Annotated in this window: 15 protein-coding genes and 1 pseudogene; 13 read left to right on the top strand and 3 right to left on the bottom strand. The window is 70.4% G+C overall.

What is annotated here, in order from left to right; genetic code table 11:
* Position 1: 1 nt before the first annotated feature.
* The 3 genes from AB8P05_RS27890 to AB8P05_RS27880 all read right to left on the bottom strand — a co-directional run bounded on the left by AB8P05_RS27890 (position 2) and on the right by AB8P05_RS27880 (position 3,128).
* Entirely contained in the window at positions 2-1,318 is a 1,317-nt protein-coding gene (locus tag AB8P05_RS27890) for an aspartate aminotransferase family protein (RefSeq protein ID WP_472761325.1), read from the bottom strand.
* Between the two features lie 6 nt (positions 1,319-1,324).
* Positions 1,325-2,362 (bottom strand): phosphotransferase, encoded by a 1,038-nt coding sequence (locus AB8P05_RS27885; protein WP_472761324.1) that lies wholly within the window; start codon positions 2,360-2,362, stop codon positions 1,325-1,327.
* Positions 2,363-2,429: 67 nt separating this feature from the next.
* Positions 2,430-3,128: a GntR family transcriptional regulator gene (locus AB8P05_RS27880; RefSeq protein WP_472761323.1), complete on the bottom strand. Its 699-nt coding sequence runs from the start codon at positions 3,126-3,128 to the stop codon at positions 2,430-2,432.
* A gap of 181 nt (positions 3,129-3,309) precedes the next feature.
* Between AB8P05_RS27880 and AB8P05_RS27875 the strand changes: the two genes are divergently transcribed.
* The 13 genes and pseudogenes from AB8P05_RS27875 (at position 3,310) to rbbA (ending at position 23,715) form a co-directional block, all read left to right on the top strand.
* Positions 3,310-5,598 (top strand): mechanosensitive ion channel family protein, encoded by a 2,289-nt coding sequence (locus AB8P05_RS27875; protein WP_472761322.1) that lies wholly within the window; start codon positions 3,310-3,312, stop codon positions 5,596-5,598.
* 61 nt (positions 5,599-5,659) lie between these two features.
* The gene (locus tag AB8P05_RS27870; RefSeq protein WP_472761321.1) at positions 5,660-6,658 is read left to right on the top strand and encodes an MYG1 family protein; all 999 of its coding nucleotides are present in this window, start codon (positions 5,660-5,662) and stop codon (positions 6,656-6,658) included.
* Between the two features lie 304 nt (positions 6,659-6,962).
* On the top strand, positions 6,963-8,054 hold the full coding sequence (locus tag AB8P05_RS27865) for an efflux RND transporter periplasmic adaptor subunit (RefSeq protein ID WP_472761320.1): 1,092 nt from the start codon (positions 6,963-6,965) through the stop codon (positions 8,052-8,054).
* Positions 8,051-11,203 (top strand): multidrug efflux RND transporter permease subunit, encoded by a 3,153-nt coding sequence (locus AB8P05_RS27860; RefSeq protein WP_472761319.1) that lies wholly within the window; start codon positions 8,051-8,053, stop codon positions 11,201-11,203. The genes AB8P05_RS27865 and AB8P05_RS27860 overlap by 4 nt, the downstream gene beginning before the upstream one ends.
* 6 nt (positions 11,204-11,209) lie before the next feature.
* On the top strand, positions 11,210-14,329 hold the full coding sequence (locus AB8P05_RS27855) for an efflux RND transporter permease subunit (protein WP_472761318.1): 3,120 nt from the start codon (positions 11,210-11,212) through the stop codon (positions 14,327-14,329).
* A gap of 246 nt (positions 14,330-14,575) precedes the next feature.
* A complete protein-coding gene (locus AB8P05_RS27850) occupies positions 14,576-15,142 on the top strand; it encodes an RNA polymerase sigma factor (RefSeq protein ID WP_472761317.1) in 567 nt (188 codons plus the stop codon).
* Positions 15,143-15,153: 11 nt separating this feature from the next.
* A complete protein-coding gene (locus AB8P05_RS27845; RefSeq protein ID WP_472761316.1) occupies positions 15,154-15,597 on the top strand; it encodes a hypothetical protein in 444 nt (147 codons plus the stop codon).
* Entirely contained in the window at positions 15,594-16,088 is a 495-nt protein-coding gene (locus tag AB8P05_RS27840) for a periplasmic heavy metal sensor (protein ID WP_472761315.1), read from the top strand. Before AB8P05_RS27845 ends, AB8P05_RS27840 begins: the two co-directional genes overlap by 4 nt.
* Before the next feature lie 244 nt (positions 16,089-16,332).
* Positions 16,333-16,587, top strand: a complete 255-nt coding sequence (locus tag AB8P05_RS27835; RefSeq protein ID WP_472761314.1) for a hypothetical protein — start codon at positions 16,333-16,335, stop codon at positions 16,585-16,587.
* Between the two features lie 172 nt (positions 16,588-16,759).
* Positions 16,760-18,247, top strand: coding sequence for a thymidine phosphorylase family protein (locus AB8P05_RS27830; protein ID WP_472761313.1), 1,488 nt, complete (start codon positions 16,760-16,762; stop codon positions 18,245-18,247).
* A 26-nt stretch (positions 18,248-18,273) separates the two neighbouring features.
* Positions 18,274-19,878: an MBL fold metallo-hydrolase gene (locus AB8P05_RS27825; protein WP_472761312.1), complete on the top strand. Its 1,605-nt coding sequence runs from the start codon at positions 18,274-18,276 to the stop codon at positions 19,876-19,878.
* Complete coding sequence (locus tag AB8P05_RS27820) at positions 19,875-20,888, top strand: HlyD family secretion protein (RefSeq protein ID WP_472761311.1); 1,014 nt, start codon at positions 19,875-19,877, stop codon at positions 20,886-20,888. Before AB8P05_RS27825 ends, AB8P05_RS27820 begins: the two co-directional genes overlap by 4 nt.
* Positions 20,885-23,715 (top strand): annotated as a pseudogene (rbbA, locus tag AB8P05_RS27815) (ribosome-associated ATPase/putative transporter RbbA). The gene AB8P05_RS27820 and the pseudogene rbbA overlap by 4 nt, the downstream one beginning before the upstream one ends.
* Positions 23,716-23,718 lie beyond the last annotated feature (3 nt).

Below are 23,718 nucleotides of genomic sequence, written 5' to 3'. Positions count from 1 at the left end.
GTCACAGCCCCGCCAGCACCTCGTCCAGCGTGGCGAGGAACAGCGTGGCGTCGGCGGCGGAGAACACCAGCGGCGGGCGGATCTTCAGGATGTGCCCCTCCTGCCCGGTGGCGCTGATCAGCACCCGGCGCCGGCGCATGTCGTTGACCACGCGGGCCGTCTCCTCCGGCGCCGGCGTCTTCAGCTTGCGGTCGCGCACCATCTCGACGCCGATGAACAGGCCGCTGCCGCGCACGTCGCCGATCAGGTCGTGCTTGGCGGCCAGCGCGCGGATGCCGTCGATCATCTGGGTGCCGACCGTCAGGGCGTTCTCCTGCAGGCGTTCCGTCTTGATGACGCGCAGCACGGCATGCGCCACGGCGCAGGACACCGGGTTGCCGCCGAAGGTGTTGAAATAGCGCTGGCTCCGGCCGAACGCCTCGATCACCTCCGGCCGGAACACCGCACCCGCCACCGGGTGGCCATTGCCCATCGGCTTGCCGACCGTCACGATGTCGGGCACCAGCCCATGGCGGGCGAAGCCCCACATGTGGGTGCCGAGCCGGCCGAAGCCGGGCTGCACCTCGTCGGCGATGAAGAGGCCGCCGGCCTTGCGCATCGCCTCCACCGCCGGGGCGAGGAAGCCGGCCGGATCGGTGAAGACGCCGCTGCTGGAGAAGATGGTGTCGACCAGCAGCGCCGCCGGGGCGATCCCCTTCTCGCGCAGGTCGGCGATGGCCGCCTCCACCGAACGGGCGAAGGCGGCGCCGACCTCCGCCTCCGGGATGCGGTAGCCGTCGGGCGCCGGCACCACGCGGACATGGTCGCCCAGCTTCACCGCACTGCCCAGCGACGGCGACATCTCCGCCAGCGCCGAGGTGACGCCGTGATAGGCGTTGTGGGCGATGACGACGCCGGTGCCGCCGGTGTGGACGCGGGCGACGCGCAGCGCCAGGTCGTTGGCCTCGCTGCCGGTGCAGGTCAGCATCAGGTGCGACAGTTCGGCCGGGAACTCCGCCAGGAAGGCTTCGGCGAAGTCGAGGATGCCGTCGGTCAGGTAGCGCGTGTGGGTGTTCAGCACCGCCGCCTGCTTCGCCATCGCCTCCACCACCTCCGGCCGCGAATGCCCGACCGAGGCGACGTTGTTGTAGGCGTCCAGATAGCGGTTGCCGTCGGCGTCATAGAGGTAGGAGCCCTCCCCCCGCACCACATGGATCGGGTCGGCGTAGAACAGCCGGTAGGCCGGGCCGAGCAGCGTCTCGCGGCGGGCGATCAGGGCGCGCTCGCGCTCCGGTAGGGAACCGGCGGAGTCGGGCGCGTAGGCGTTGATCATGGTCATGACGGGTCACACTCTCTGGCAGGCGAGATGGAGCAGGCGGTGCGCGGTGTCGGCCTCGTCGCCGGTCAGCTTCTCCAGCCCGGCGAAGGCGCGTTCGGAATTCCGCAGGATGTAGGTGGCGTTGTCCGGATATTCGGCCGCCCGCCAGCCGGTGATGGCGATGGTCAGGGCCAGCCGGGCCGCCACCAGATCGGGCAGCAGGTCCACCTCCTCCGGTGTCAGCGGCAGCACGGCGTTGTAGGCGCGGGTCATCTCGACCAGCGATCCGAAGGGCGTCTCACCGCTGGTGACGTGGTAGGCCAGCGCCGTCGCCAGATCGTTGACCAGCGGCGCCTTCAGCGCGTCGCCGAAATCGATGATCCCGGTGACCGTCTCATGCCCGACCGGATCGACCACCGCGTTGTGCGGGTTGAGGTCGTTGTGGATCACCTGATGCCGCAGGGCGGGCAGCCGCGGCGCCACCCGCTCGGCGAAGCGGGCGACGAAGCGCTCCACCATCCGGCGGCGCGGACCGTCGGGCAGGTAATGCAGCCGGTCGGCGACGCCGGCGGTGCGCGTGATGTCCCACAGCAGGTCGCGCTCCGAGCCGGGATGCCCGTAGTCGGCCAGCGCCAGATCGAGCCGGGCCAGCACCGTGCCCAGCGCCCGCATCTGCCCCGGCGAGGCGGGTGCGGCGTGGAGCGGCGTGCCCTCCAGATAGGTCAGCAGCCGCAGCACCATGGTCTGTCCGTCGACCCGGACCGTCGCCTGGGATTCCCCGTCCAGCGCCGGCACCACCCGCGGCACCGGCAGGGACGGATCGCGCGCCGCCACATGCTGCATCGCCCCGGTCTGAAAGCTGGTGACGAGCGGCGGCTCCGCCGGATTGGTGAACTTCAGCACATAGCCCTGCCCCTCGGCGGCGGCGATGTGGAAGTTGCGGTCGCGTTCGCTGCTCAAGGCCCGCACGGTGCCGGTCACGCCGAAACACCGCCGCATCATGGCGCCGGCCTCCTCCGGGGAGATCGGCGGCGCGACGGTGGTCAGAACATCGCCGGGTGTCATGGCCGACCTCTCCGTATCGTTCGAGGAGTTCAATGTTTGATGCATCATCGTCATGGATTGACCGGCTTCAGGAGACGAGCGCCTTCCGGCCCGCGGCCGGGGCGGTGGCCGCGTCGATCCGCTCCAGGATCGGACCGCTGGCCAGCAGGATGTCGGCCTGGATGGCGATGGCGGCGGCCGGTCCATCCTTGCGGCGGATGGCGTCTATCAGCGGGTAGTGATGGTCGATCATCGTGCGCCCGGCCCCGCCATAGACGTCGGCGATCAGCGGTCCCATCTGCAGCCACAGGCGCCGCAGGATGTCGCCGAGCACCGGCATGTCCGCGATCTCCGACAGTTTGAAATGGAAGATCTGGTTGAGTTCGGTGGCCAGCGCGGTGTTGCCGGCGGCCATCGCGTCCTCGTTGCGCGCCAGCAGGCTTTCCAGCGCAGCGATCTGGACCGGTGTCACCCTCTCCGCGGCACGCGCTGCCGCCATCCCCTCCAGGCTGACGCGGATGTCGCGGATCTCCAGATAGGCGGTGCGGGTCAGCATCGGCACGCGGATGTCGCGCGGCGAGCGCAGAACCAGGGCTTGATCCTGCACCAGACGCAGGATGGCGTCGCGCACCGGGGTGACGCTGGTCCCCAGCCGTTCGGCCAGATCGCGGATGCGCAGGCGGTCGTTCGGCTTGAACGCGCCCTTCATCAGCGCCTCGCACAGCTTCTGATAGATCGTGCTGCCGAGATTGTCATGATCGAGAAGGGTGAGGTCGAACCCGCTCATCGTCTGCCCGCCGCCAAAGGCCACTTTTGCTGTATGATGCATCATAATGGCGTGCCGAAGCCGGGCAGGTCAAGACGGCATATGGCGCAGGTCCGGCCGCGGGAGGGCAGGAGAGACGCTTCACGGCCGCGCGATCTGCGCTACTCTGGCCGAGACCGACGCCAGCTTCGCGATGCCATCCATGCCGACCGCCACGTTCTTCGCCCGCGCCTTCCCCTGGCGTTTCCGGTGGCCGGTCCGGCTCCGGGCCGCCGCGCTGCTCCTGCTGCTGGCCCTTCCCGCCGCCGCGGCGTCGGCCCAAACCCCATCGACGCAGGCACCAGCCGCACAGGCGCCGCCCGCCGCCGCGGGCACGCCCGACGGCATGATGATGCTGATGCTCAGCGAGGGGCAGGACCGCATGGCCGGGTTCCGCGGCAAGCTCGCCAAGCGGCTGCGCGCCACGCCCGAGATCCCGTCGGCCATCGCGACGACCCTGACCGCCCGGAGCCCGACCGGGGAGCCCGGCCATTTCCTGCGGATCATCGGCCTGATCCTCGCCGTGATGGCTATCGGCCATGTGGCGCAGCATCTCGTCTTCGAGCGGCCGGTCGCCCGGCGCCTTCTGCCGCGCCCGTCCGAACCGCGGCCGGGCGGTTCGGCGCTGGCGGCCCGCTTTCCCCATCTGGTGGCCCGCGCGTTGCTGACACTCGCCGGCATGATCCTCGCCACCCTGATCGGCTTCGCCATCGCCACCGCGCTGATCCCCGATCCGGCGCCGATGACCGAGAAGACCGTGATCCTCGCCGGCGCCGCCTATCTGCTGGTCTGGGGCATCGCGCTGTTCTGGCGGCTGGCGCTGCCTCCCGGTGCCGCGGCGGACGACGGGCTGGCTCCGGCCATCCGCCGGATGCGGCGCGACCTGACGGCCGGCGGCGCCGTCGGCATCGCCCTGATGACCGGCACCGTCTGGCTGGAGGCGCTGGGAATGCCCTACGACCCGCATGCGGTGCTGCTCGCGCTGTGCGGCCTGCTGACCGCGCTGGCGACGCTCGGCGCGCTCTACGTCAACCGGCGGACGGTGGAGCGCGCCTTCCTGTCCGGGCGTCCGCCCGCGACGGTCGCCCCGCTCGAACGGCTGGCCCTGCGCCTGTGGTTTCCGGCGGTGGTGGTTTATTTCGCCTATGCCTGGGCGGCGCTGGTCAAACGCCTCATCCTCGGCTGGCCGACGGAGCTGCCGCTGCTGCTCGGCGCCTACGCCGTCGCCGGGGTGATCCTCGCCGTCTACGCCGCCGTCACCTATGCGACCGAATGGCTGTTCCACCAGCGGCGGACCCTGTGGCGGCCGCTGGATGAAGGCCGGGATGGGGAGGCGGACGATCCGCCGGACGGCGGCGACGGCCATGCCCCCGGCGCCCCGCGCGCCGCGACCCTCGACAGCTACGAGGCGCTGGCCCGGCGGGTGGCGGGCATCCTCGCCGCCGCCGCCGGGGTGGCGGTGACCCTGTCGGTGTGGAACGTCCCGCGCATGCATGGCGATGCCGCCGGCCGGCTCATCAGCATCATGACGGTCTGCCTGATCGGCTATGTCGCCTACCATGCCGTCCGCATCGGGATCGACCGCCGGATCGCCGAGGAGGGTCCGGTGCCCAGCACCGTCCCCGGCGACGAGGGAAGCGGCCACGGCTCGGCCAGCCGGCTGGCGACCCTGCTGCCGCTGGTGCGCAACGTCATCCTGCTGGCGATCGTCGGCACGGTCCTGATCAGCGTGCTGATGGATCTCGGGGTCAACATCGCGCCGCTGTTCGCCGGGGCCGGCATCGTCGGCATCGCCATCGGCTTCGGCGCGCAGACGCTGATCCGCGACATCTTCTCCGGCGCCTTCTTCCTGATCGACGACGCCTTCCGCAAGGGCGAATACATCGAGATCGGAACCATCCGCGGCACGGTGGAAAAGATCTCGGTGCGGTCGATGCAGCTCCGCCACCATCGCGGTCCGCTGCACACCGTCCCCTTCGGCGAGATCCACCAACTGACCAACTACTCGCGCGACTGGGTCATCATGAAGCTGCCGCTGCGCATCACCTACGACACCGATGTCGAGAAGGTCCGCAAGCACATCAAGCAGCTCGGGCAGACGCTTCTCGATGATCCGGAACTGGGCCCGAAATTCCTGCAGCCGCTGAAGTCGCAGGGCGTCATCCAGATGGAGGATTCGGCGATGATCCTCCGCGTCAAGTTCATGACCCGGCCGGGCGACCAGTGGGAGATCCGCAAGCGGGTCTTCCAGGAACTGCACGCCCTGTTCCGCCGGGAGGGCATCCGCTTCGCCCACCGCGAGGTGACGGTCCGTTTCGCCGGCGAGGCGACCGCAACCGGCCCAATGGGAACCATGACCGGAGACGAGGCGCGGAACCTGGCGGCCGGCGCCGTCCTGCACACGCTCGGCGAGGATGCGCTGGACGCCGGTGCCGCGGCCGACCGCCGCTGACCTCGAAGGCGCCGCCGGAAGGCGGACGCGACGCATGAATCCTGGAAAGTGTGAAAACGGCATGACCGACGGACTTCGACTTGTCACCCATGGCGGCTCGTTCCACTGCGACGAGGTGCTCGGCTACGCCATCCTGCGCCGCGCCCTGCCGCCGGAGGCGCTGGCCGCCTCCACGCTGCGGCGCACCCGCGATCCGCGCGTGATCGAGGATGCCGACATTGTCTGGGACGTCGGCGGCGTCTTCGACCCGGCGCGGCGGCGCTTCGACCATCACCAGCGCGGCGCCCCGGCCCGTGCCGACGGGTCGCCCTATTCCTCGGCGGGCCTGCTGTGGGCCGCCTTCGGCCATGACGCGGTGCGCGCCGTCCTGGCCGGGCGCGGCGGCGAGGACGTCGTCAGACAGATCTGGGCGGAGATGGACGAGCAGGTCTTCCTCCTCGTCGACCTTGCCGACAACGGCCTGCGCCCGGTCCCGGGCTTCGGCGACGAGGCGCTCGACCGGGCGGCCCGGATCGCGGACGGGCTGGCGCTGCCGTCCCTGGTCGAGGTCCTGAACCTGCCCTGGGACGCCGCCACGGCCGACCGGGCGCCGGCCGAGGACGAGCGCTTCGCCCGCGCGGCGGAGATCGCGGGCGCCGTCCTCGACGGCCGGATCGAACAGATCCGCGCCCGGATCGCCGCCCGCGACATCGTGCTGGAGGCGCATGCCCGCTCGGCCGACCCGCGCATCCTGGAGCTTGGCCGCGGCATGCCCTGGCAGGGACCGGCGCACGAGGCGGACCTGCCGGTGCTGTTCGCCGTCTATCCCGACAAGGGCGGCGACGCCTGGATGGTCGGCTGCATGCCGCCGGAGCCGGGCAGTTTCGCCCAGAAGCTTCCGCTGCCCGCGGCGTGGGCAGGCTTGCGCGAGGCCGAACTCGCCCGCGTGTGCGGGGTGGAGGATGCCGTCTTCTGCCACCTGAACCGCTTCATCGCCGCCGCCCGCTCGCGCGACGGCGCGCTGGCGATGGCCCGCGCCGCCCTGGCTTCCGCGTCCGGCCCGGCAGGTACGATGGGCTGACCGGCCCCGGCGCCGAAAAATTCTCCCGCCGCTCCGACGAATCCGCGACGCCGCCCCGTATCAAGGGCACACGGAAAGACCGGGGCGGCCCTGCGGCCGTCCCGGCAAGCGTCGGGACAGTCATGACGATTCGTTGGAAGCCGGTGGTCGCCGGTGTGGTTCTCGCCGGTCTGGTCGGTGGTGTCGGCTACGCGGTTCAACACAAGCTGACGACCCCTGCGGCCCCGCAATCCGCCGGCCCCGGCGGCCCTCCCCCGGTCCTCCCGGCGCCCCTCCCGGCCCCGGCGCCGGCCGCAGCCCCGTGGTGGCGGTGCAGGCCGGCACCGTCGCGCGCGAGGATGTGCCGATCTGGTTCGACGGCATCGGCACTATCCAGGCCTTCAGCACCGTCACCGTGCGCGCCCGCGTCGATGGCGAGTTGCAGCGCGTCTCGCTTCAGGAAGGGCAGCTGGTGAAGGCCGGCGACCTGCTGGCGACCATCGATTCCCGCGCGCTCCAGGCCCAGCTCGCCCAGGCCGAGGCGAAGAAGGCGCAGGACGAGGCGCTGCTCGCCAACGCCCGGCGCGACCTGGAGCGCAACATGAACCTGAAGGAGTTCGCGTCGCGCCAGACGGTCGACACCCAGCGCGCGCTGGTCGCCCAGTACGAGGCGCAGATCCGCGCCGACGAGGCGGCGATCGAGGCGGTACGGGTCCAGCTGAACTACACCACCATCACGGCCCCCATCAGCGGCCGCATCGGCCTGCGCAACGTCGACCAGGGCAACGTGGTGCGGGCCAGCGACCAGAGCGGCATCGCCACCATCACCCAGATCCAGCCCATCGCCGTGCTCTTCACCCTGCCGGAAAAGCAGCTCCCCGCGGTGCTGGCCGCCCAGGCGCAGGGCCCGGTCAAGGTGGAGGTGCAGGACCGCGAGGGCCGGCGCGTGCTCGACACCGGCTCTCTCGCCGTGGTGGACAACCTGATCGACAGCGGCACCGGCACCATCCGCCTGAAGGCCGAGATGCCCAACGACCCGCAGAAGCTGTGGCCCGGCCAGTTCGTCAATGTCCGCCTGCTGTCCACCATCCGCCGCGACGCCACCACCGTTCCCTCGACCGTGGTGCAGCGCGGGCCGCAGGGCACCTACGCCTACGTCATCAAGGACGACCTGACGGTGGAGCAGCGCCCGATCAAGGTCGCCCGCCAGGAGGAGAACAAGGCCATCATCGACGAGGGCCTGACCCCCGGCGAGCGCGTGGTGGTGGACGGCCAGTACCGCCTGCAGCCCGGCTCCAAGATCCGCATCGTCGAGCCCATCGCCTCGGCACCGGCACCGGTCCCGGGCACCGCCCCGGCGCCGCAGGAGGAACGACGGCGCGACCGGCAGCAGCGTGAGGGTCGGCAGCCCTCATGAACATCTCCGCCCCCTTCATCCTGCGGCCGGTCGCCACCGGGCTGCTGATGCTGGCGGTCGTGCTGCTGGGCCTGCTGGGCTACAGCACGCTGCCGATCTCCTCGCTGCCGACGGTCGATTTCCCGACGGTGCGCGTCACCACCCAGCTGCCGGGGGCGGCGCCCGACGTGATGGCGTCCTCCGTCACCGCCCCCTTGGAACGGCAGCTCGGGCAGATCGCCGGCATCTCCTCGATGATCTCGACCAGCTCCTTCGGGCTGTCGGTCATCACCCTGCAGTTCGACCTCTCCCGCGACATCGACGCCGCGTCCCAGGACGTGCAGTCGGCGATCAGCGCCGCGTCCGGCACGCTGCCCAAGGGCCTGCCGAACCCGCCGGTCTACGACAAGGTGAACCCGGCCGACACGCCGGTGATGGTGCTGGCGCTGAGTTCGGAGTCCCTGCGCCTGGAAACCGTCAGCGACGCCGCCGACACGCTGCTGGCGCAGAAGCTGTCCCAGGTCGAGGGCGTCGGCTATGTCGGGATCGAGGGAGGCTTGCGCCCCGCCGTGCGCGTTCAGGTCAACCCGGCCGCCGTCGCCGGGCTGGGGCTGACGCTGGAGGATGTGCGGACCACCATCACCCAGGCCAACGTGAATGCGCCGAAGGGCAGCTTCGACGGCCCGCGCCAGTCCTGGTCGATCGGCGTCAACGACCAGATCGAGACTGCCGCCGCCTACCGGCCGATCATCGTCACCTACAAGAACGGCGGCCCGGTGCGACTGTCCGACATCGGCACCGTGGTCGATTCGGTGGAGAACACCCGGCTGGCCGCCTGGCATGACGGCAAGCCGGCGGTCCTGCTGAACGTGCTGCGCCAGCCCGGCGCCAACATCATCGACACGGTGGACCGCATCCGCGCGCTTCTGCCCTCGCTGCAGGCCACGCTGCCGCCGCAGATCCACATGGCGGTGCTGACCGACCGGACGGAGACCATCCGCGCCTCGGTGGTGGACGTGCAGAAGACGCTGGTGCTGACCGCCGGGCTGGTGGTGCTGGTGATCTTCCTGTTCCTGCGCAAGGCATGGGCGACGGTGATCCCGGCGGCGGCGCTGCCGCTGTCGCTGATCGGCACCTTCGGCATCATGGCGCTGTGCGGCTTCAGCCTGGACAACCTGTCGCTGATGGCGCTGACCATCGCGTCCGGCTTCGTCGTCGACGACGCCATCGTGATGATCGAGAACATCGTCCGCTACATCGAGAAGGGCGAGAAGCCGCTGCCGGCTGCCCTCAAGGGCGCCCGCCAGATCGGCTTCACCGTGGTGTCGCTGACCCTGTCGCTGATCGCCGTGTTCATCCCGCTGCTGTTCATGGGCGGCGTGGTCGGCCGGCTGTTCCGCGAGTTCGCCATCACGCTGTCCATCGCGGTGCTGGTGTCGGCGGTGATCTCGCTGACGCTGACGCCGATGATGTGCGCCCGCCTGCTGAAGCCCGAGACGGAGAGCAAGCCCAACGCCTTCTTCCGCTGGACCGAGCGCGGATTCGAGGCGCTGCTGAACGGCTACGCCGCCTCGCTGCGCGTCGTGCTGCGCCACCAGCCGGCGACCCTGCTCTTCACCATCGCCACCCTGGCCGCCACGCTCTACCTCTACACCGTGGTGCCCAAGGGCTTCCTGCCGCAGCAGGACACCGGCGTCATCGTCGGCGTGACCGACGCCGCGCCGTCCATCTCGGTCAAGGCGATGGCGGAGCGCCAGCGCGAGGTCGCCGACATCGTGCGGCGCGACCCCGACGTGGCCGGGGTGGCGAGCTTCGTCGGCACCGGCGCGGTCAACGCCACCACCAACACCGGCAGCCTGACCATCGCGCTCAAGCCGCGCGACGAGCGAACCTCCTCGGCGGAGGAGATCATCGCCCGCCTGCGGGCCGCCACCTCCGACCTGAAGGGCGTCTCGCTGTTCATGCAGGCGGTGCAGGATGTGCAGATCGACAGCCGCGTCAGCCGCACCCAGTACCAGTATGTCCTGCAGGACGCCGACCCGCGGGAGCTGGAGAACTGGACCCCCCGCCTGCTGGAGGCGCTGCGCGCAAGGCATGAGCTGACCGACGTGGCGACCGACCAGCAGCCGGACGGGCTGCAGGTCTACCTGACCATCGACCGCGATGCGGCATCCCGCCTGAATGTGCTGCCGCAGGCCATCGACGACACGCTGTACGACGCCTTCGGCCAGCGGCAGGTCTCCACCATCTACACCCAGACCAACCAGTACCGCGTGATCCTGGAGGTGGAGCCGTCCTTCCAGATGGATCCGGCGTCGCTGTCCAAGATTTATGTGAAGTCCGGCAACGGCGCCAATGGGGGCGGCGTCGTCCCGCTGGGCGCCGTGGTGTCGGTGGAGCGCAAGACCGCGCCGCTGGTCATCACCCACCAGGGACAGTTCCCGTCCGTCACCCTGTCCTTCAACGTGGCGCCCGGCGTCTCGCTGGGGGCGGCGGTGGCGGCGATCCAGCAGGCGCGCGAGAGCATCGGCATGCCCGACACCGCGACCGCCCGCTTCGCCGGCACGGCCGCCGAGTTCCGCAGCTCGCTGGAAACCCAGCCCTGGCTGATCCTGGCGGCTGTGGTCGCCGTCTACATCGTGCTGGGCATCCTGTACGAGAGCACGATCCACCCCGTCACCATCCTGTCGACCCTGCCGTCGGCGGGCATCGGCGCGCTTCTGGCGCTGATGGCGACCGGCCACGACCTGTCGCTGATCGCGCTGGTCGGCATCGTTCTGCTGATCGGCATCGTCAAGAAGAACGCCATCATGATGATCGACTTCGCGCTGGAGGCCGAACGCCACCAGGGCATGGCGCCGGAGCGCTCGATCTACGAGGCGTCGCTGCTGCGCTTCCGCCCGATCATGATGACGACGATGGCGGCCTTGCTCGGCGCCCTGCCGCTGGCGCTGGAGAACGGCACGGGATCGGAACTGCGCAAGCCGATGGGCATCGCCATCGTCGGCGGTCTGGTGCTGAGCCAGGTGCTGACGCTCTACACCACGCCGGTGGTCTATCTCTACATGGACCGGCTGGGCACCCGCCTGCGGCGCTGGCTGCGGCCGGGGGGCAAGGCGGCGGCTCTGCCCGGCAACGACCGGGCGCCCGGCCGTGCGGCGGCGGAGTAGCCGGCCATGGCCTCCCCCAAGCTGTCGACCGCCAAGCTGTCGCTCTCCGCCCCCTTCATCGCACGGCCGGTCGGCACCTCGCTGCTGATGATCGGGCTGATGATCCTCGGCATGGTCGCCTACCGCTTCCTGCCGGTGGCGCCGCTGCCGCAGGTGGAATTCCCGACCATCGTCGTCACCGCGTCGCTTCCCGGCGCCAGCCCGGAGACGATGGCGGCCTCCGTCGCCACACCGCTGGAACGGCGGCTGTCCCGCATCGCCGGCATCACCGAGATGACGTCGAACAGCAGGCTCGGCAGCACCTCCGTCGTCGTGCAGTTCGACCTGAACCGCGACGTGGAGGCGGCGTCGCGCGACGTCCAGGCGGCGATCAACGCAGCCGGCGGCGACCTTCCGGCCGATCTGCCCAGCCCGCCGAAGATGCGGCGCATCAACCCGGCCGACGCGCCGGTGATGACGCTGGCCATGACCTCCACCACGCTGGCACCCTCGGAACTCTACAATCTGGCCGACAGCATCATCGGCCAGCGCCTGAGCCAGATCGAGGGGGTGGCCCAGGTCTCCATCAACGGGGCGGAGAAGACGGCGGTGCGCGTGCGGGTGAATGCCACCGCAGCCGCCAACATGGGCGTCAGCCTGGAGACGATCCGCAGCGCCATCTCGCGCGCCAACGCCAATGGCCCGAAGGGCAGCTTCGACGGCACCCATGAATCCTGGTCGATCGGCGCCAGCGACCAGCTGTTCGGCGCCGATGCCTACCGCCGGCTGATCGTGACCGAGAAGAACGGCGCCACCATCCGCCTCGGCGACGTCGCCGAGGTGATCGAGGCGCCGGAGAACAGCCGCACCGCCGCCTGGCAGGACGGCCAGCGCGCGGTCCTCATCAACATCCAGAAGCAGCCGGGCTCCAACGTGGTCGACACGGTGGACCGGGTGAACGCCGAACTGCCGACCCTGCGCGGCTGGATGCCGCCGGGGGTGAGCCTGTCGGTGCGCACCGACCGCACGCCGACCATCCGCGCCTCCATCGACGACGTGCAGAAGACGCTGGCGATCACCGTGGCGCTGGTGGTGATGGTGATGGCGCTGTTCCTGCGCCGCCTGTGGGCCACCCTCATCCCGGCGGCCTCGGTGCCGCTGTCGCTGGCCGGCACCTTCGGGGTGATGTGGATCGTCGGCTACAGCCTGGACAATTTTTCGCTCATGGCGCTGACCATCTCGGTCGGCTTCGTGGTGGACGACGCCATCGTCGTCATCGAGAACATCGTCCGCCACATCGAAAAGGGCGCCAGGCCGCTGGAGGCGGCGGTGAAGGGCGCCCGGCAGGTCGCCTTCACCGTGGTGTCGATCAGCCTGTCGCTGGTCGCGGTCTTCATCCCCATCCTGTTCATGGGCGGCATCCAGGGCCGGCTGTTCCGCGAGTTCGCGGTGGTGCTGTCGGTCGCAATCGCGGTCTCGGCGGTGGTGTCGCTGACCCTGACCCCGATGATGTGCGCCCACCTGCTGCAGCCGGAATCGGAGCGCAAGCCTCCCGGACGGATCGCCCGCGCGCTCGCCTGGATCGGCGACCGGCTGTTCGGGCTCTATGCCGACGGGCTGGACTGGGTGCTGGCCCATCGCCGCACCATGCTGGCGGCGACCTTCGCCATCATCGGCGTCAGCGTCTGGCTCTACGGGCAGGTGCCGAAGGGCTTCGTGCCGCAGCAGGACACCGGGCTGCTGATGGGCTTCAGCGACCCGCCGCCGGACATCTCCTTCCAGGCCATGGTGACGCGCCAGCGGGCATTGCAGGAGGCGGTGGCCGGCGACCCGGCGGTCGCCAGCGTCGGCGGCACCATCGGTGGCGGCGGGCCGGGCGGCAGCTATTCCGGCCAGATCTACATCGCGCTCAAGCCGAAGGCGGAGCGCGAGGATCTGGCGACCGTCACCCAGCGGCTGCGCATGCGCGCCGGCCGGGTGCCGGGGGTGCAGCTGTTCCTGATGCCGGTGCAGGACATCCGTGTCGGCGGCTTCCAGGGCCGCAGCCAGTACCGCTACAGCCTGCAGGACCCGGACATCAACGCGCTGAACGAATGGGCGCCCAAGCTGGTGGAGAAGATGCGCACCCTGCCGGAGCTGGTGGACGTCGCCAACGACCGCCAGAACGGGGGCATCCAGGCCAACGTGATCGTCGACCGCGACACCGCATCCCGCCTGGGGGTGTCGCTCAGCGCGCTGGAGGCGACGCTGTACGACGCCTTCGGCCAGCGTCAGGTCTCCACCATGTATCTGGCGCAGAACCAGCACAAGGTGGTGCTGGAGGTCGATCCCCGCGACGCGCTCGGCCCCGACGACCTGAAGCGCGTCTACGTGCCGGGCCGCGACGGCATGGTGCCGCTGTCGGCGGTGGCGCGCGTCGTCATCGGCAACCAGGCGTCCAGCATCCAGCACCAGGGCGGCTTCCCGGTCGCCAACCTGACCTTCGACCTCGCCCCCGGCGTCTCGTTAAGCCAAGCGACCGAGGTGATCCAGCGCGCTGCGGAGGACATCGGCATGCCGGCCGGCATCCGCGCCGGCTTCCAGGGCGACGCGCGCGCCTTCCAGCAATCCTCCTCCAGCCAGCCGCTGCTGATCCTGGCGGCGCTCATCACCATCTACATCGTGCTGGGGGTGCTGTACGAGAGCCTGATCCACCCGCTGACCATCCTGTCGACCCTGCCGTCGGCCGGGCTGGGGGCGCTGATCGCGCTGATCCTGACCGGCCACGATTTGTCGATCGTGGCGCTGATCGGCATCATCCTCTTGATCGGCATCGTCAAGAAGAACGCCATCATGATGATCGACTTCGCCCTGGAGGCGGAGCGCGAGCGCGGCCTGTCGCCCTTGGAGGCGATCCGCGAAGCGGGGCTGGTCCGCTTCCGCCCGATCATGATGACGACGGTCACGGCGCTGCTGGGCGCGGTGCCGCTGGCCTTCGACTATGGCACCGGCGGCGAGATCCGCCGCCCGCTGGGCGTTGCCATCATCGGCGGCCTGCTGGTGAGCCAGATGCTGACGCTCTACACCACGCCGGTGGTCTATCTGACGCTTGAACGGCTGGCGATGCGGCGCAACCGCCGCACCGCCATCGCCGCCCCGGCGGAATAGGGGGCGGCGATGGGTGCGTTGCTCCTCTGGGATGAACGCCCTCTCCCGCCCCGGGAGAGGGAGGGGACCCACGAAGTGGGGAGGGTGAGGGGTGGCCCAAGAATCCCGAACCGCATGATTCCTTGGATGCCCCCTCACCCTTCCCACCGCTTCGCGGCGGGCCCCTTCCCTCTCCCGGGGCGGGAGAGGGGGATTTCTCCGTGCTGGCACCCCCTCGCGCTCTTGGGCATAGTTCTCGCCCACGGCATGAGCGGACCCCCGGTGATCGAGGCCAGCGACACGGACGACGAGTTGATGGCCCGCGTGGCCGGCGGCGATGCCGCGGCTTTCGACCGGCTGGCCGCCCGCCACATGCGCCGCGCCGTGGCGCTGGCCCAGCGGATGACCGGCAACCCGTCCGACGCCGACGAGATCGCGCAGGAGGCCTTCCTGCGGGTCTGGCAGCATGCCGGGCGTTGGGACGGCGGGCGCGCCGCCTTCACCACCTGGCTCTACCGCATCGTCATGAACCTCGCCATCGACCGCGGCCGCCGTCCCGGCTGGTCGCCGCTGGAGGAGGCCGGCGATCCGCCCGACGAGTCGCCCGACGCGCTCACCCGCATCGCCGAACGCCAGACGGCGGAGCGCGTCAACCGGGCGCTGGCCGCCTTGCCCGACCGCCAGCGCGCCGCCGTGGTGCTGTTCCACCAGGAGGGGCTCAGCCTGCGGCAGGCCGCCGAGGTGCTGGCCATGGGTGAGAGCGCCTTCGCCTCGCTGCTCGCCCGCGCCCGCTCCGCGCTGAAGAGCGCGCTCGCCGCCGGAGGGGAACCGTGAAGGAGGATGCCATGACCGACGACCAGTTCCTCCGCCATCTGGACGAATACGGCGCCTCCCCGGAACGCTGGCCGCCCGAGCTGCGCGCCGGGGCGGAGGCCGCGCTTGCCCGCTCCCCCACCTTGCGGGCGGCGGCGGACGAGGCGCTGGCCTTCGACCGGCTGCTGGCCGGCAGCCCGCCCGTGGTGGTGGACGCCCGCATCGGCCGCCTGCTGGCGGCGGCCGGCGCCACCGCCCGCGCCGTGCCGCAGGACGGGCTGGTGCTGCTGTTGCTGGGGCGGATGCCGCGGCGGACGGCGGCGGGCTTCTGCGCCGCCCTGCTGGCGCTGGGCTGGCTCACCGGCGGCTGGCTCGCCGGCACGCTGCCGGCACCGGCTCCCCAGGCGCCGCGCGGCCAGGAGCTGGCCCTGCTGCATGATGAGGTCATCACGCTGTTCGACGGAGAGTCCCGATGAGCGGTTCCGCCGCGTCCCGCCAATTCCTGCGGCAGCCGGGCCTGCGCACGCTGGCGCTGGCCTCGCTGGCGCTGAACCTGTTCCTGGGCGCGATGCTGGTCGCCACCGTCCGCCAGTCTCCCCCGCCGTTCCACCAGTCCCCGCACCAGCCGATGCCGGACCGCTTCGTCGAGCGGATGGCCCCCGACCTGTCGGATGCCGACGCGCAGCGCCTGCGCGCCGCCTTCGAGCCGCTGCGCCCGCGCTATGACGCGCTGACCCAGGAATACCGCGAGGCCGGGCAGCGGGTGCGCGCCCTGCTGCAGGCCGATCCCGTCGATTACGACTCCCTGCGCGCCGCGACCGAGGCGGCCCGCGCCAAGCGCCGCCAGATGGGCGAACTGACGGAGGAAACCGTCCTGTCCATCCTGCCCGACTTGTCCCCCGCCGGACGCCTGCGGCTGGTCGGCGGACCGGGTTCCCCCGGCATGCCTGCCATGCCTAAAAAATAAGCAAACCCAGTCATCCACAGGCCGGACAGGCCGGCCGGAAGGGTGCGGATGATTCTGTTCGGGGATTGCGCACACATCTATCCACAGATTCTGTGGAGAAGAAAACCGGTGGAATTTTTATCCACACAAATCCACAAGTTATCATCCCCAAGTTTTATCGCCCGTCTTCCCGACGATCCTTGTATCCACCGCCGATCCGGCATATCCAAATAACGAGGATCGGCAAGACTGGTGGAGGATCGTCATGATCGGAGATCCGTTTCATCCAAAGAAGGCGACGATCTCTTTGCGCGTTGATCGCCGAATCAAAGATGTCGCCAAGAATTACGCACGCCAGCGGCAGACGCCTTTGGCCGAGGTCATGCGCGACCTCTTGGCCCGCTATGTCGCCGAATGCGCGCGGGAGAATGCCCTGGCCGCCCCGGACCTGCTGAAGGACCGGCCGGCGCAGTATGTGGATTTCGCCAAGCTGGAAGGGCTGATGGGCCGGCAGGAGTAAGCACCGCCCGGCCGTGCCGGAGCTGCGGCAGCAGCAATATCGCTGCGCCTCTCTTGCACACATCCCCGCCGTTTCGCCAATGATCCGGATCAAATGGCGCGCGCGAAGACCGGTATGGCTGACGCGCAGGCTGGGCGTCTCTATTGGGCGCGGTCTGTCGTAGACTGTCCCCATGCTGACGCTTCGACATCTGGCGATAGACACCGTCCGGGAGAACGTCGCCTTCCTCAACCGGCACTGCGCCCGGTACCATGTCGAGGATTTCCTCGGTCTGGGCCGGGTGGAGGTGCGGAACGACGGCCGTTCCCTGCTGGCCGTGCTGAACATCGTCGACGACCCCGCCATCGTCGGCCCCGACGAGATCGGCCTGTCCGACCCCGCCTTCCGCCAACTCGGTCTGGCCGAAGGCTCCGCCGTCCATCTCGTGCCCCCCACCCCGCCGGAGAGCTTCGAGCTGGTGCGCGCCAAGGTCGGGGGTGCGGCGCTGAGCGACGACCAGCTGGCCGCCATCATCCGCGACATCACCGACCAGCGCTATTCAAAGATCGAGATCGCCGCCTTCCTGATCGCCTGCGCCAGCTTCATGACGACGGCGGAGGTGCTGGGCCTGACCCGCGCCATGATCGCCGCCGGCACCCGGCTGCATTGGCAGGATTTGGGCACCGTCGCCGACAAGCACTGCATCGGCGGCATCCCCGGCAACCGCACCTCGATGATCGTGGTGCCGATCGTCGCCGCCCATGGCCTGCCGATTCCGAAGACCTCGTCGCGCGCCATCACGTCGCCCGCCGGCACCGCCGACACCATGGAGGTGCTGGCGAATGTCGACGTGCCGATGGAGCGCATGCAGGCCCTGGTGCGCGAGGCCAAGGGCTGCCTGGTCTGGGGCGGCCATGTCCGGCTGTCACCGGCCGACGACATCCTGATCTCGGTCGAACGGCCGCTTGCCATCGACACCCGCGAACAGCTGGTCGCCTCCATCCTGTCGAAGAAGGTGGCGGCCGGCTCCACCCATCTGCTGATCGACATCCCCGTCGGCCCCAGCGCCAAGATCCGCACGGCGGGCGAGGCGGTGCGCCTGCGCAAGCTGTTCGAGCATGTCGGCGACCGCCTCGGCCTGACGCTGGAGGTGGCGATCACCGACGGCTCGCAGCCGGTCGGGCGCGGCATCGGCCCGGTGCTGGAGGCGCGCGACGTGATGGCCGTCCTGCGCAACGACCCGGCATCCCCCTCCGACCTGAAGGAGCGCGCCCTGCTGCTGGCCGGCCGCATCCTGGAATTCGACCCCGCCGTCCGCGGCGGCAGCGGCACCCGCCGGGCGCGCGAGCTTCTGGAGTCGGGCGCCGCACTCGCCGCCATGGAACGCATCATCGCCCTGCAGGGCCCGCCGCCTGCGGTGGCGACGCTGGGCTCCCTGGTGGCGGAGGTCGCGTCGCCCGCCGATGGGGTGGTGTCGTCGCTCGACTGCTACCGCCTCGCCCGCATCGCGCGGCTGGCCGGCGCGCCCACCGACAAGGGCGCCGGCATCGACCTGCTGCGCAAGGTGGGCGAGCGGGTGCGCCGCGGCGAGCCGCTCTACCGCATCCACGCCAGCACCAACGCCGACTTCACCTTCGCCCAGGCCCATGCCGCGGAGAACAGCGGGGTGCGGGTGGGGTGAACTGACCAGATCAAGGAGCCGATCCAATGTCCCTGTCGCTGACCTTCCATGGCGCCGCCGGAACGGTGACCGGTTCCTGCTTCCGCCTGTCCACGCCTGCGGGCGACGTGCTGATCGATTGCGGCATGTTCCAGGGCACCAAGACGATCCGGGAACTGAACTACCGCCCCTTCCCCTTCGATCCCGCCGCGATCAAGGCCGTCCTGCTGACCCACGCCCACATCGACCATTCCGGCCTGCTGCCCAAACTGACTAGGCTCGGCTTCCGCGGCCGCATCTACGCCACCGGCGGCACGGTGGACCTGCTGGAATACATGCTGCCCGACAGCGGCTACATCCAGGAGGGCGAGGTGGAGCGGCTGAACCGCCGCAACCGCCAGCGCGGCCGTCCGCCCGTCCAGGCGATCTACACCCAGGACGACGCCATCCGCAGCCTGCGCCGGCTGCGCCGCGTCGAATACGACCGCTGGACCGAGATCCTGCCCGGCCTGCGCGCCCGCTTCTGGCAGGCCGGCCACATCCTGGGCTCCGCCTCCATCGAAGTGGAAGCAACAAACGGCACCGCAGAGCCCACCCGTATCCTGTTCTCCGGCGACCTCGGCCCCGGCGGCAAGAGCTTCCACGCCGATGCCGACGGGCCGGAGCGGCCGGACTGGATGGTGCTGGAGACCACCTACGGCGACCGCGACCGCACCGACCTGGACGAGGCCGGCCGGCAGGCAGTGCTGCGGTCGGAAGTCGCCACGGCGCTGGCGGCCGGCGGCGTCCTGCTGATCCCGGTCTTCGCAGTGGAGCGCACGCAGGAGCTGCTCTACGACCTCGACTGCCTGTTCGACGGCGGCCAGCTGCCGGCGGTGGACGTCTTCCTCGACTCGCCGCTCGCCGACGCGGTGACCGGCGTCTTCCGCCGCCATCTCGACGATCTGGAGACCGACGGCGATCCCTTCACCCGCGCCAACTTCCACCATGTCCGCGGCGTGCCGGAAAGCCAGCGCCTGAACAGCATTGCCGGAGGCGCCATCATCATGGCGGCCAGCGGCATGTGCGATGCCGGCCGCATCCGCCACCACCTGAAGAACCGCCTATGGCGCCCGCAGGACACCGTGCTGCTGGTCGGCTATCAGGCCCCCGGCACGCTGGGCCGCCTGTTGCAGGAGGGCACGCCCCGCGTCCGCATCCATGGCGAGGAGATCGCCATCAAGGCGAAGGTGCGCTCCATCGACGTCTATTCCGGCCATGCCGACCGCTCCACCCTGCTGGACTGGGTCGCTGCCCGGCACGGCGTCGGCCACGGCCTGTTCCTGGTCCATGGCGAGGAGGCCGCCCGCGCGTCGATCCGCCAAGCCCTGATCGACAAGGGCTGGTCGGCGGAGCGCATCGCCCAGCCGGCGCTGGACGACCGCGTCGACCTCGCCGCCCCGCGCCCGCTGGCGCCGGCCGACCGCCATCCGCGCCTCGCCCCCGCCGACCTCGCCGGCCGCGACTGGCACAACCATTATGCCGAGGCGCTGCTGGCCCTGCGCCGCACGCTGGACGCCGCCCCCGACGACGCGGCGCGCGAACGCATCCTGGCCGGCGTGATGGGCACGCTCGGCACCGACGGAGAAGCCGGGAAAGGAACCCAGCCATGAGCATCAAGCGTCTCCTGATCGCCGTGGTTCTGCTGGCGCTGCTCGGCGCCGGGGCCGCCTATGGCTGGCGGGTGATGCAGGGCAACCGCCTGCCCGCCGGCTTCGCTTCCGGCAACGGCCGGATCGAGGCGAACGAGATCGACGTCGCCACCAAATACGCCGCCCGCGTCCTGACCATCCCGGTCGAGGAGGGCGATCTGGTGGAGGCCGGCGCCGTCATCGCCACGCTCGACACCCGCGACCTGGAGGCGCAGCTCCGCTCCGCCGAAGCCCAGCTGCGCCAGACCCGCCGCGCCCGCGAGGAAGCGACCGCCCTGGTCGCCCAGCGCGCCAGCGAGGCCGATTTCGCCGCCAAGGAGATGGAGCGGGCGCTGGTCCTGTTCGGCAAGGGCCATGTCTCCGAACAGCGCGTCGATCAGGCCCGCAACAGCCGCCGCACCGCCGATGCCGCGCTGGAGGCCGCCAAGAGCCACCTCGCCAGCGCCGAGGAGGCCATCGCCGCCGCGGCCGGCGACGTCGACCGTCTGGCCGATCTGGTCGCCGACGGCGTGCTGAGGGCGCCGCGCAAGTCCCGCGTGCTCTACCGCCTGTCCGAACCCGGCGAGGTGCTGGCGGCCGGCGGCAAGGCGGCGACGCTGCTGGATCTGTCGAACGTCTACATGACCTTCTTCCTGCCCACCGACACCGCCGGAACGCTGGCGCTCGGCGCCGAGGCCCGCATCCTGCTGGACGCCGTTCCCGACACCGCGATTCCCGCCGCCGTCACCTTCGTCGCCCCGCGCGCCCAGTTCACGCCCAAACAGGTGGAGACCAAGTCCGAACGCGACCGCATGATGTTCCGCGTCAAGGCCCGCGTGCCGGAAGCGCTGGTGACCCGCTACATCGAGCGGGTGAAGACCGGCCTGACCGGCATGGCCTATGTGAAGCTGGACGACACCGCGGTCTGGCCGGACTGGCTGGAATCGAAACTGACGCGGGAGGATTCTCCCTCCCAGGGCACAAAATCATGAGCCCAGCCGTCTCGCTGTCCGGGGTGCGGCACCGCTATGGCGGGACGGTGGCGCTGGAGGACGCCTCGCTCGACATCCCCGCCGGCGTCAGCGTCGCGGTCATCGGCCCGGACGGCGTCGGCAAATCGACCCTGCTCGGCCTGATCTCCACCGCCAAGCGCATCCAGCAGGGCAGCGTCCGCGTGCTCGGCACCGACGTCGCCGACCGGCACGGCCGCGCCGCCCTCCAGCCGCGCATCGCCTACATGCCGCAGGGGCTGGGCCGCAACCTCTATGCCGACCTCAGCGTCGCCGAGAATCTCCAGTTCTTCGGCCGCCTCTTCGGCCTCGACGCCGCCGAGCGCCGCCGCCGCATTGCCGACCTCTTGGAGTCGACCGGCCTCGCCCCCTTCCCCGACCGCCCGGCCGGCAAGCTGTCCGGCGGCATGAAGCAGAAGCTCGGCCTGTGCTGCGCCCTGCTGCACGACCCCGACCTGCTGATCCTCGACGAGCCGACAACCGGCGTCGATCCGCTCTCCCGCCGGCAATTCTGGGACCTGATCGCCCGCATCCGCGCCGGCCGCCCCGGCATGACGGTGCTGGTCGCCACCTCCTACATGGACGAGGCGGAGCGGTTCGATCAGGTCGTCATGATGAATGCCGGCCGCCTGCTCGCCCACGACACCCCCGCCGCGGTGAAGGCGCGCACCGGCGCCACCGACCTGGAGGAGGCCTTCGTCGCCCTGCTGCCGGAGGAGGCCCGGCGCGGCCACCAACGCCTGACCGTCCCGCCCCGCCCCCCGGAACCAGACGGCGCCGAACCCGCCATCGAAGCGATCGGCCTGACCCGCCGCTTCGGCGACTTCACCGCGGTGTCGGACATCAGCTTCCGCATCGGTCGCGGCGAGATCTTCGGCTTCCTTGGCTCCAACGGCTGCGGCAAGACCACCACGATGAAGATGCTGACTGGCCTGCTGCCCGCCAGCGCCGGCGAGGCGCGGCTGTTCGGCAAGCCGGTGGACGCCACCGATCTGGAGAGCCGCCGCCGTGTCGGCTACATGGCGCAGGCCTTCTCGCTCTATGGCGAGCTGACGGTGCGCCAGAACCTCGACCTGCACGCCCGCCTGTTCGACCTTCCCGACGCCGACACCCGGCTGGCGGCGCTGGTGGAACGCTTCGGCCTGTCGCCCTACATCGACGCGGTGGCCGACCGATTGCCCTTGGGCGTGCGGCAGCGGCTGTCCTTGGCCGTCGCCATCCTGCACGGTCCGGAACTGCTGATCCTCGACGAGCCGACCTCCGGCGTCGATCCGGTGGCGCGCGACCAGTTCTGGCGCTACCTGATCGCGCTGTCGCGCGAGCAGGGGGTGACGATCTTCGTCTCCACCCATTTCATGAACGAGGCGGCGCGCTGCGACCGGGTGGCCTTCATGAACGCCGGCCGCGTCATCGCCGCCGGCCCGCCCGACGAGCTGCGCCGCCAGCAGCAGGCCGACAGCCTGGACGACGCGTTCATCGGGTTTATGGAACAGGCGGAGGATGAGCAAACAGAAGAGCATCGCCCTCTCCCGCCCCGGGAGAGGGAGGGGACCCACGCCGCAGGCGTGGGGAGGGTGAGGGATGAGGCAAGAATCCAGAAGCGCATGGTTCCTTGCACTACCCCTCACCCTTCCCATGCTCCGCATGGGCCCCTTCCCTCTCCCGGGGCGGGAGAGGGAAGCTCCCCCTCTCCCGCCGCCGCCTGCTCGCCTACGCTTGGCGTGAAACCCTCGAACTGCGCCGCGATCCCGTCCGCCTGACCGTCGCCCTGCTCGGCACGGTGCTGCTGATGCTGGTCTTCGGCTTCGGCATCACCATGGATGTGGAGAACCTGACGTTCGCCGTCCTCGACCACGACCGCTCGCCGGAAAGCCGCACCTATATCGAGCAGTTCGACGGCTCGCGCAGCTTCCGCCCCACCCCGCCGGCCATCGACGCCCGCGATCTGGCGCTCCGCCTGCAACGGGGAGAAGCCTCCCTGACCATCGAGATCCCCGAAGGCTTCGGCCGTGACCTGCGCCGCGGCCGCATCCCGGAGGTGGCGGTGCGCATCGACGGCGCCATGCCCTTCCGGGCGGAGACCATCCAGGGCTATATCTCCGGCCTGCACCAGCGCTTCCTCCAGGATGCCGCCACCGCGTCCGGCGTCACCCTCCCCGCCCCGGCCGCCACCGTGGAGATGCGTTACCGGTACAACCAGGCCTTCCGCAGCCTCGACGCCATGGTCCCCAGCACCATCGGCCTGCTGCTGGTCTTCATCCCCGCCATCCTCGCAGCACTTGGCGTGGTGCGGGAGAAGGAGTTGGGATCCATCACCAACCTCTACGTCACCCCGGTGACGCGGTTGGAATTCCTGCTGGGCAAGCAGTTGCCTTATATCGGGCTGGCCGCCTTCAACCTGCTGCTGATGGTCGCCATGGCCGTCACCCTGTTCGGCGTGCCGGTGAAGGGCAGCCTGTTCGGGCTGCTGCTGGGCGGGCTGGTCTATGTGGTGGCGACCACGGCGCTGGGGCTGCTGATCTCCGTCTTCACCGCGACACAGACGGCGGCGGTGTTCGGCACCGCCATCGTCACCATGCTGCCGGCCACCCAGTTCTCCGGCATGCTGCAGCCGGTGGCAACGCTGGAAGGCGGGGCGTGGCTGTTCGGCACGCTGTTCCCGACCACCCATTTCCTGAAGGTGTCGGTCGGCGCCTTCACCAAGGGCCTCGCCCTGCCCGACCTTCTGCCCTTCATCCTGGCGACCGCCTCCTTCATCCCCGTCTTCCTGGCGCTGGGCGTCGCCTTCCTGCCGAAACAGGAGCGCTGAGCC

The sequence above is a fragment of the Azospirillum sp. VT-I1 genome, from assembly GCF_055698305.1.
Note: the sequence above shows the minus strand (reverse complement) of the source record. Positions and strands in the feature narration are given on the sequence as shown.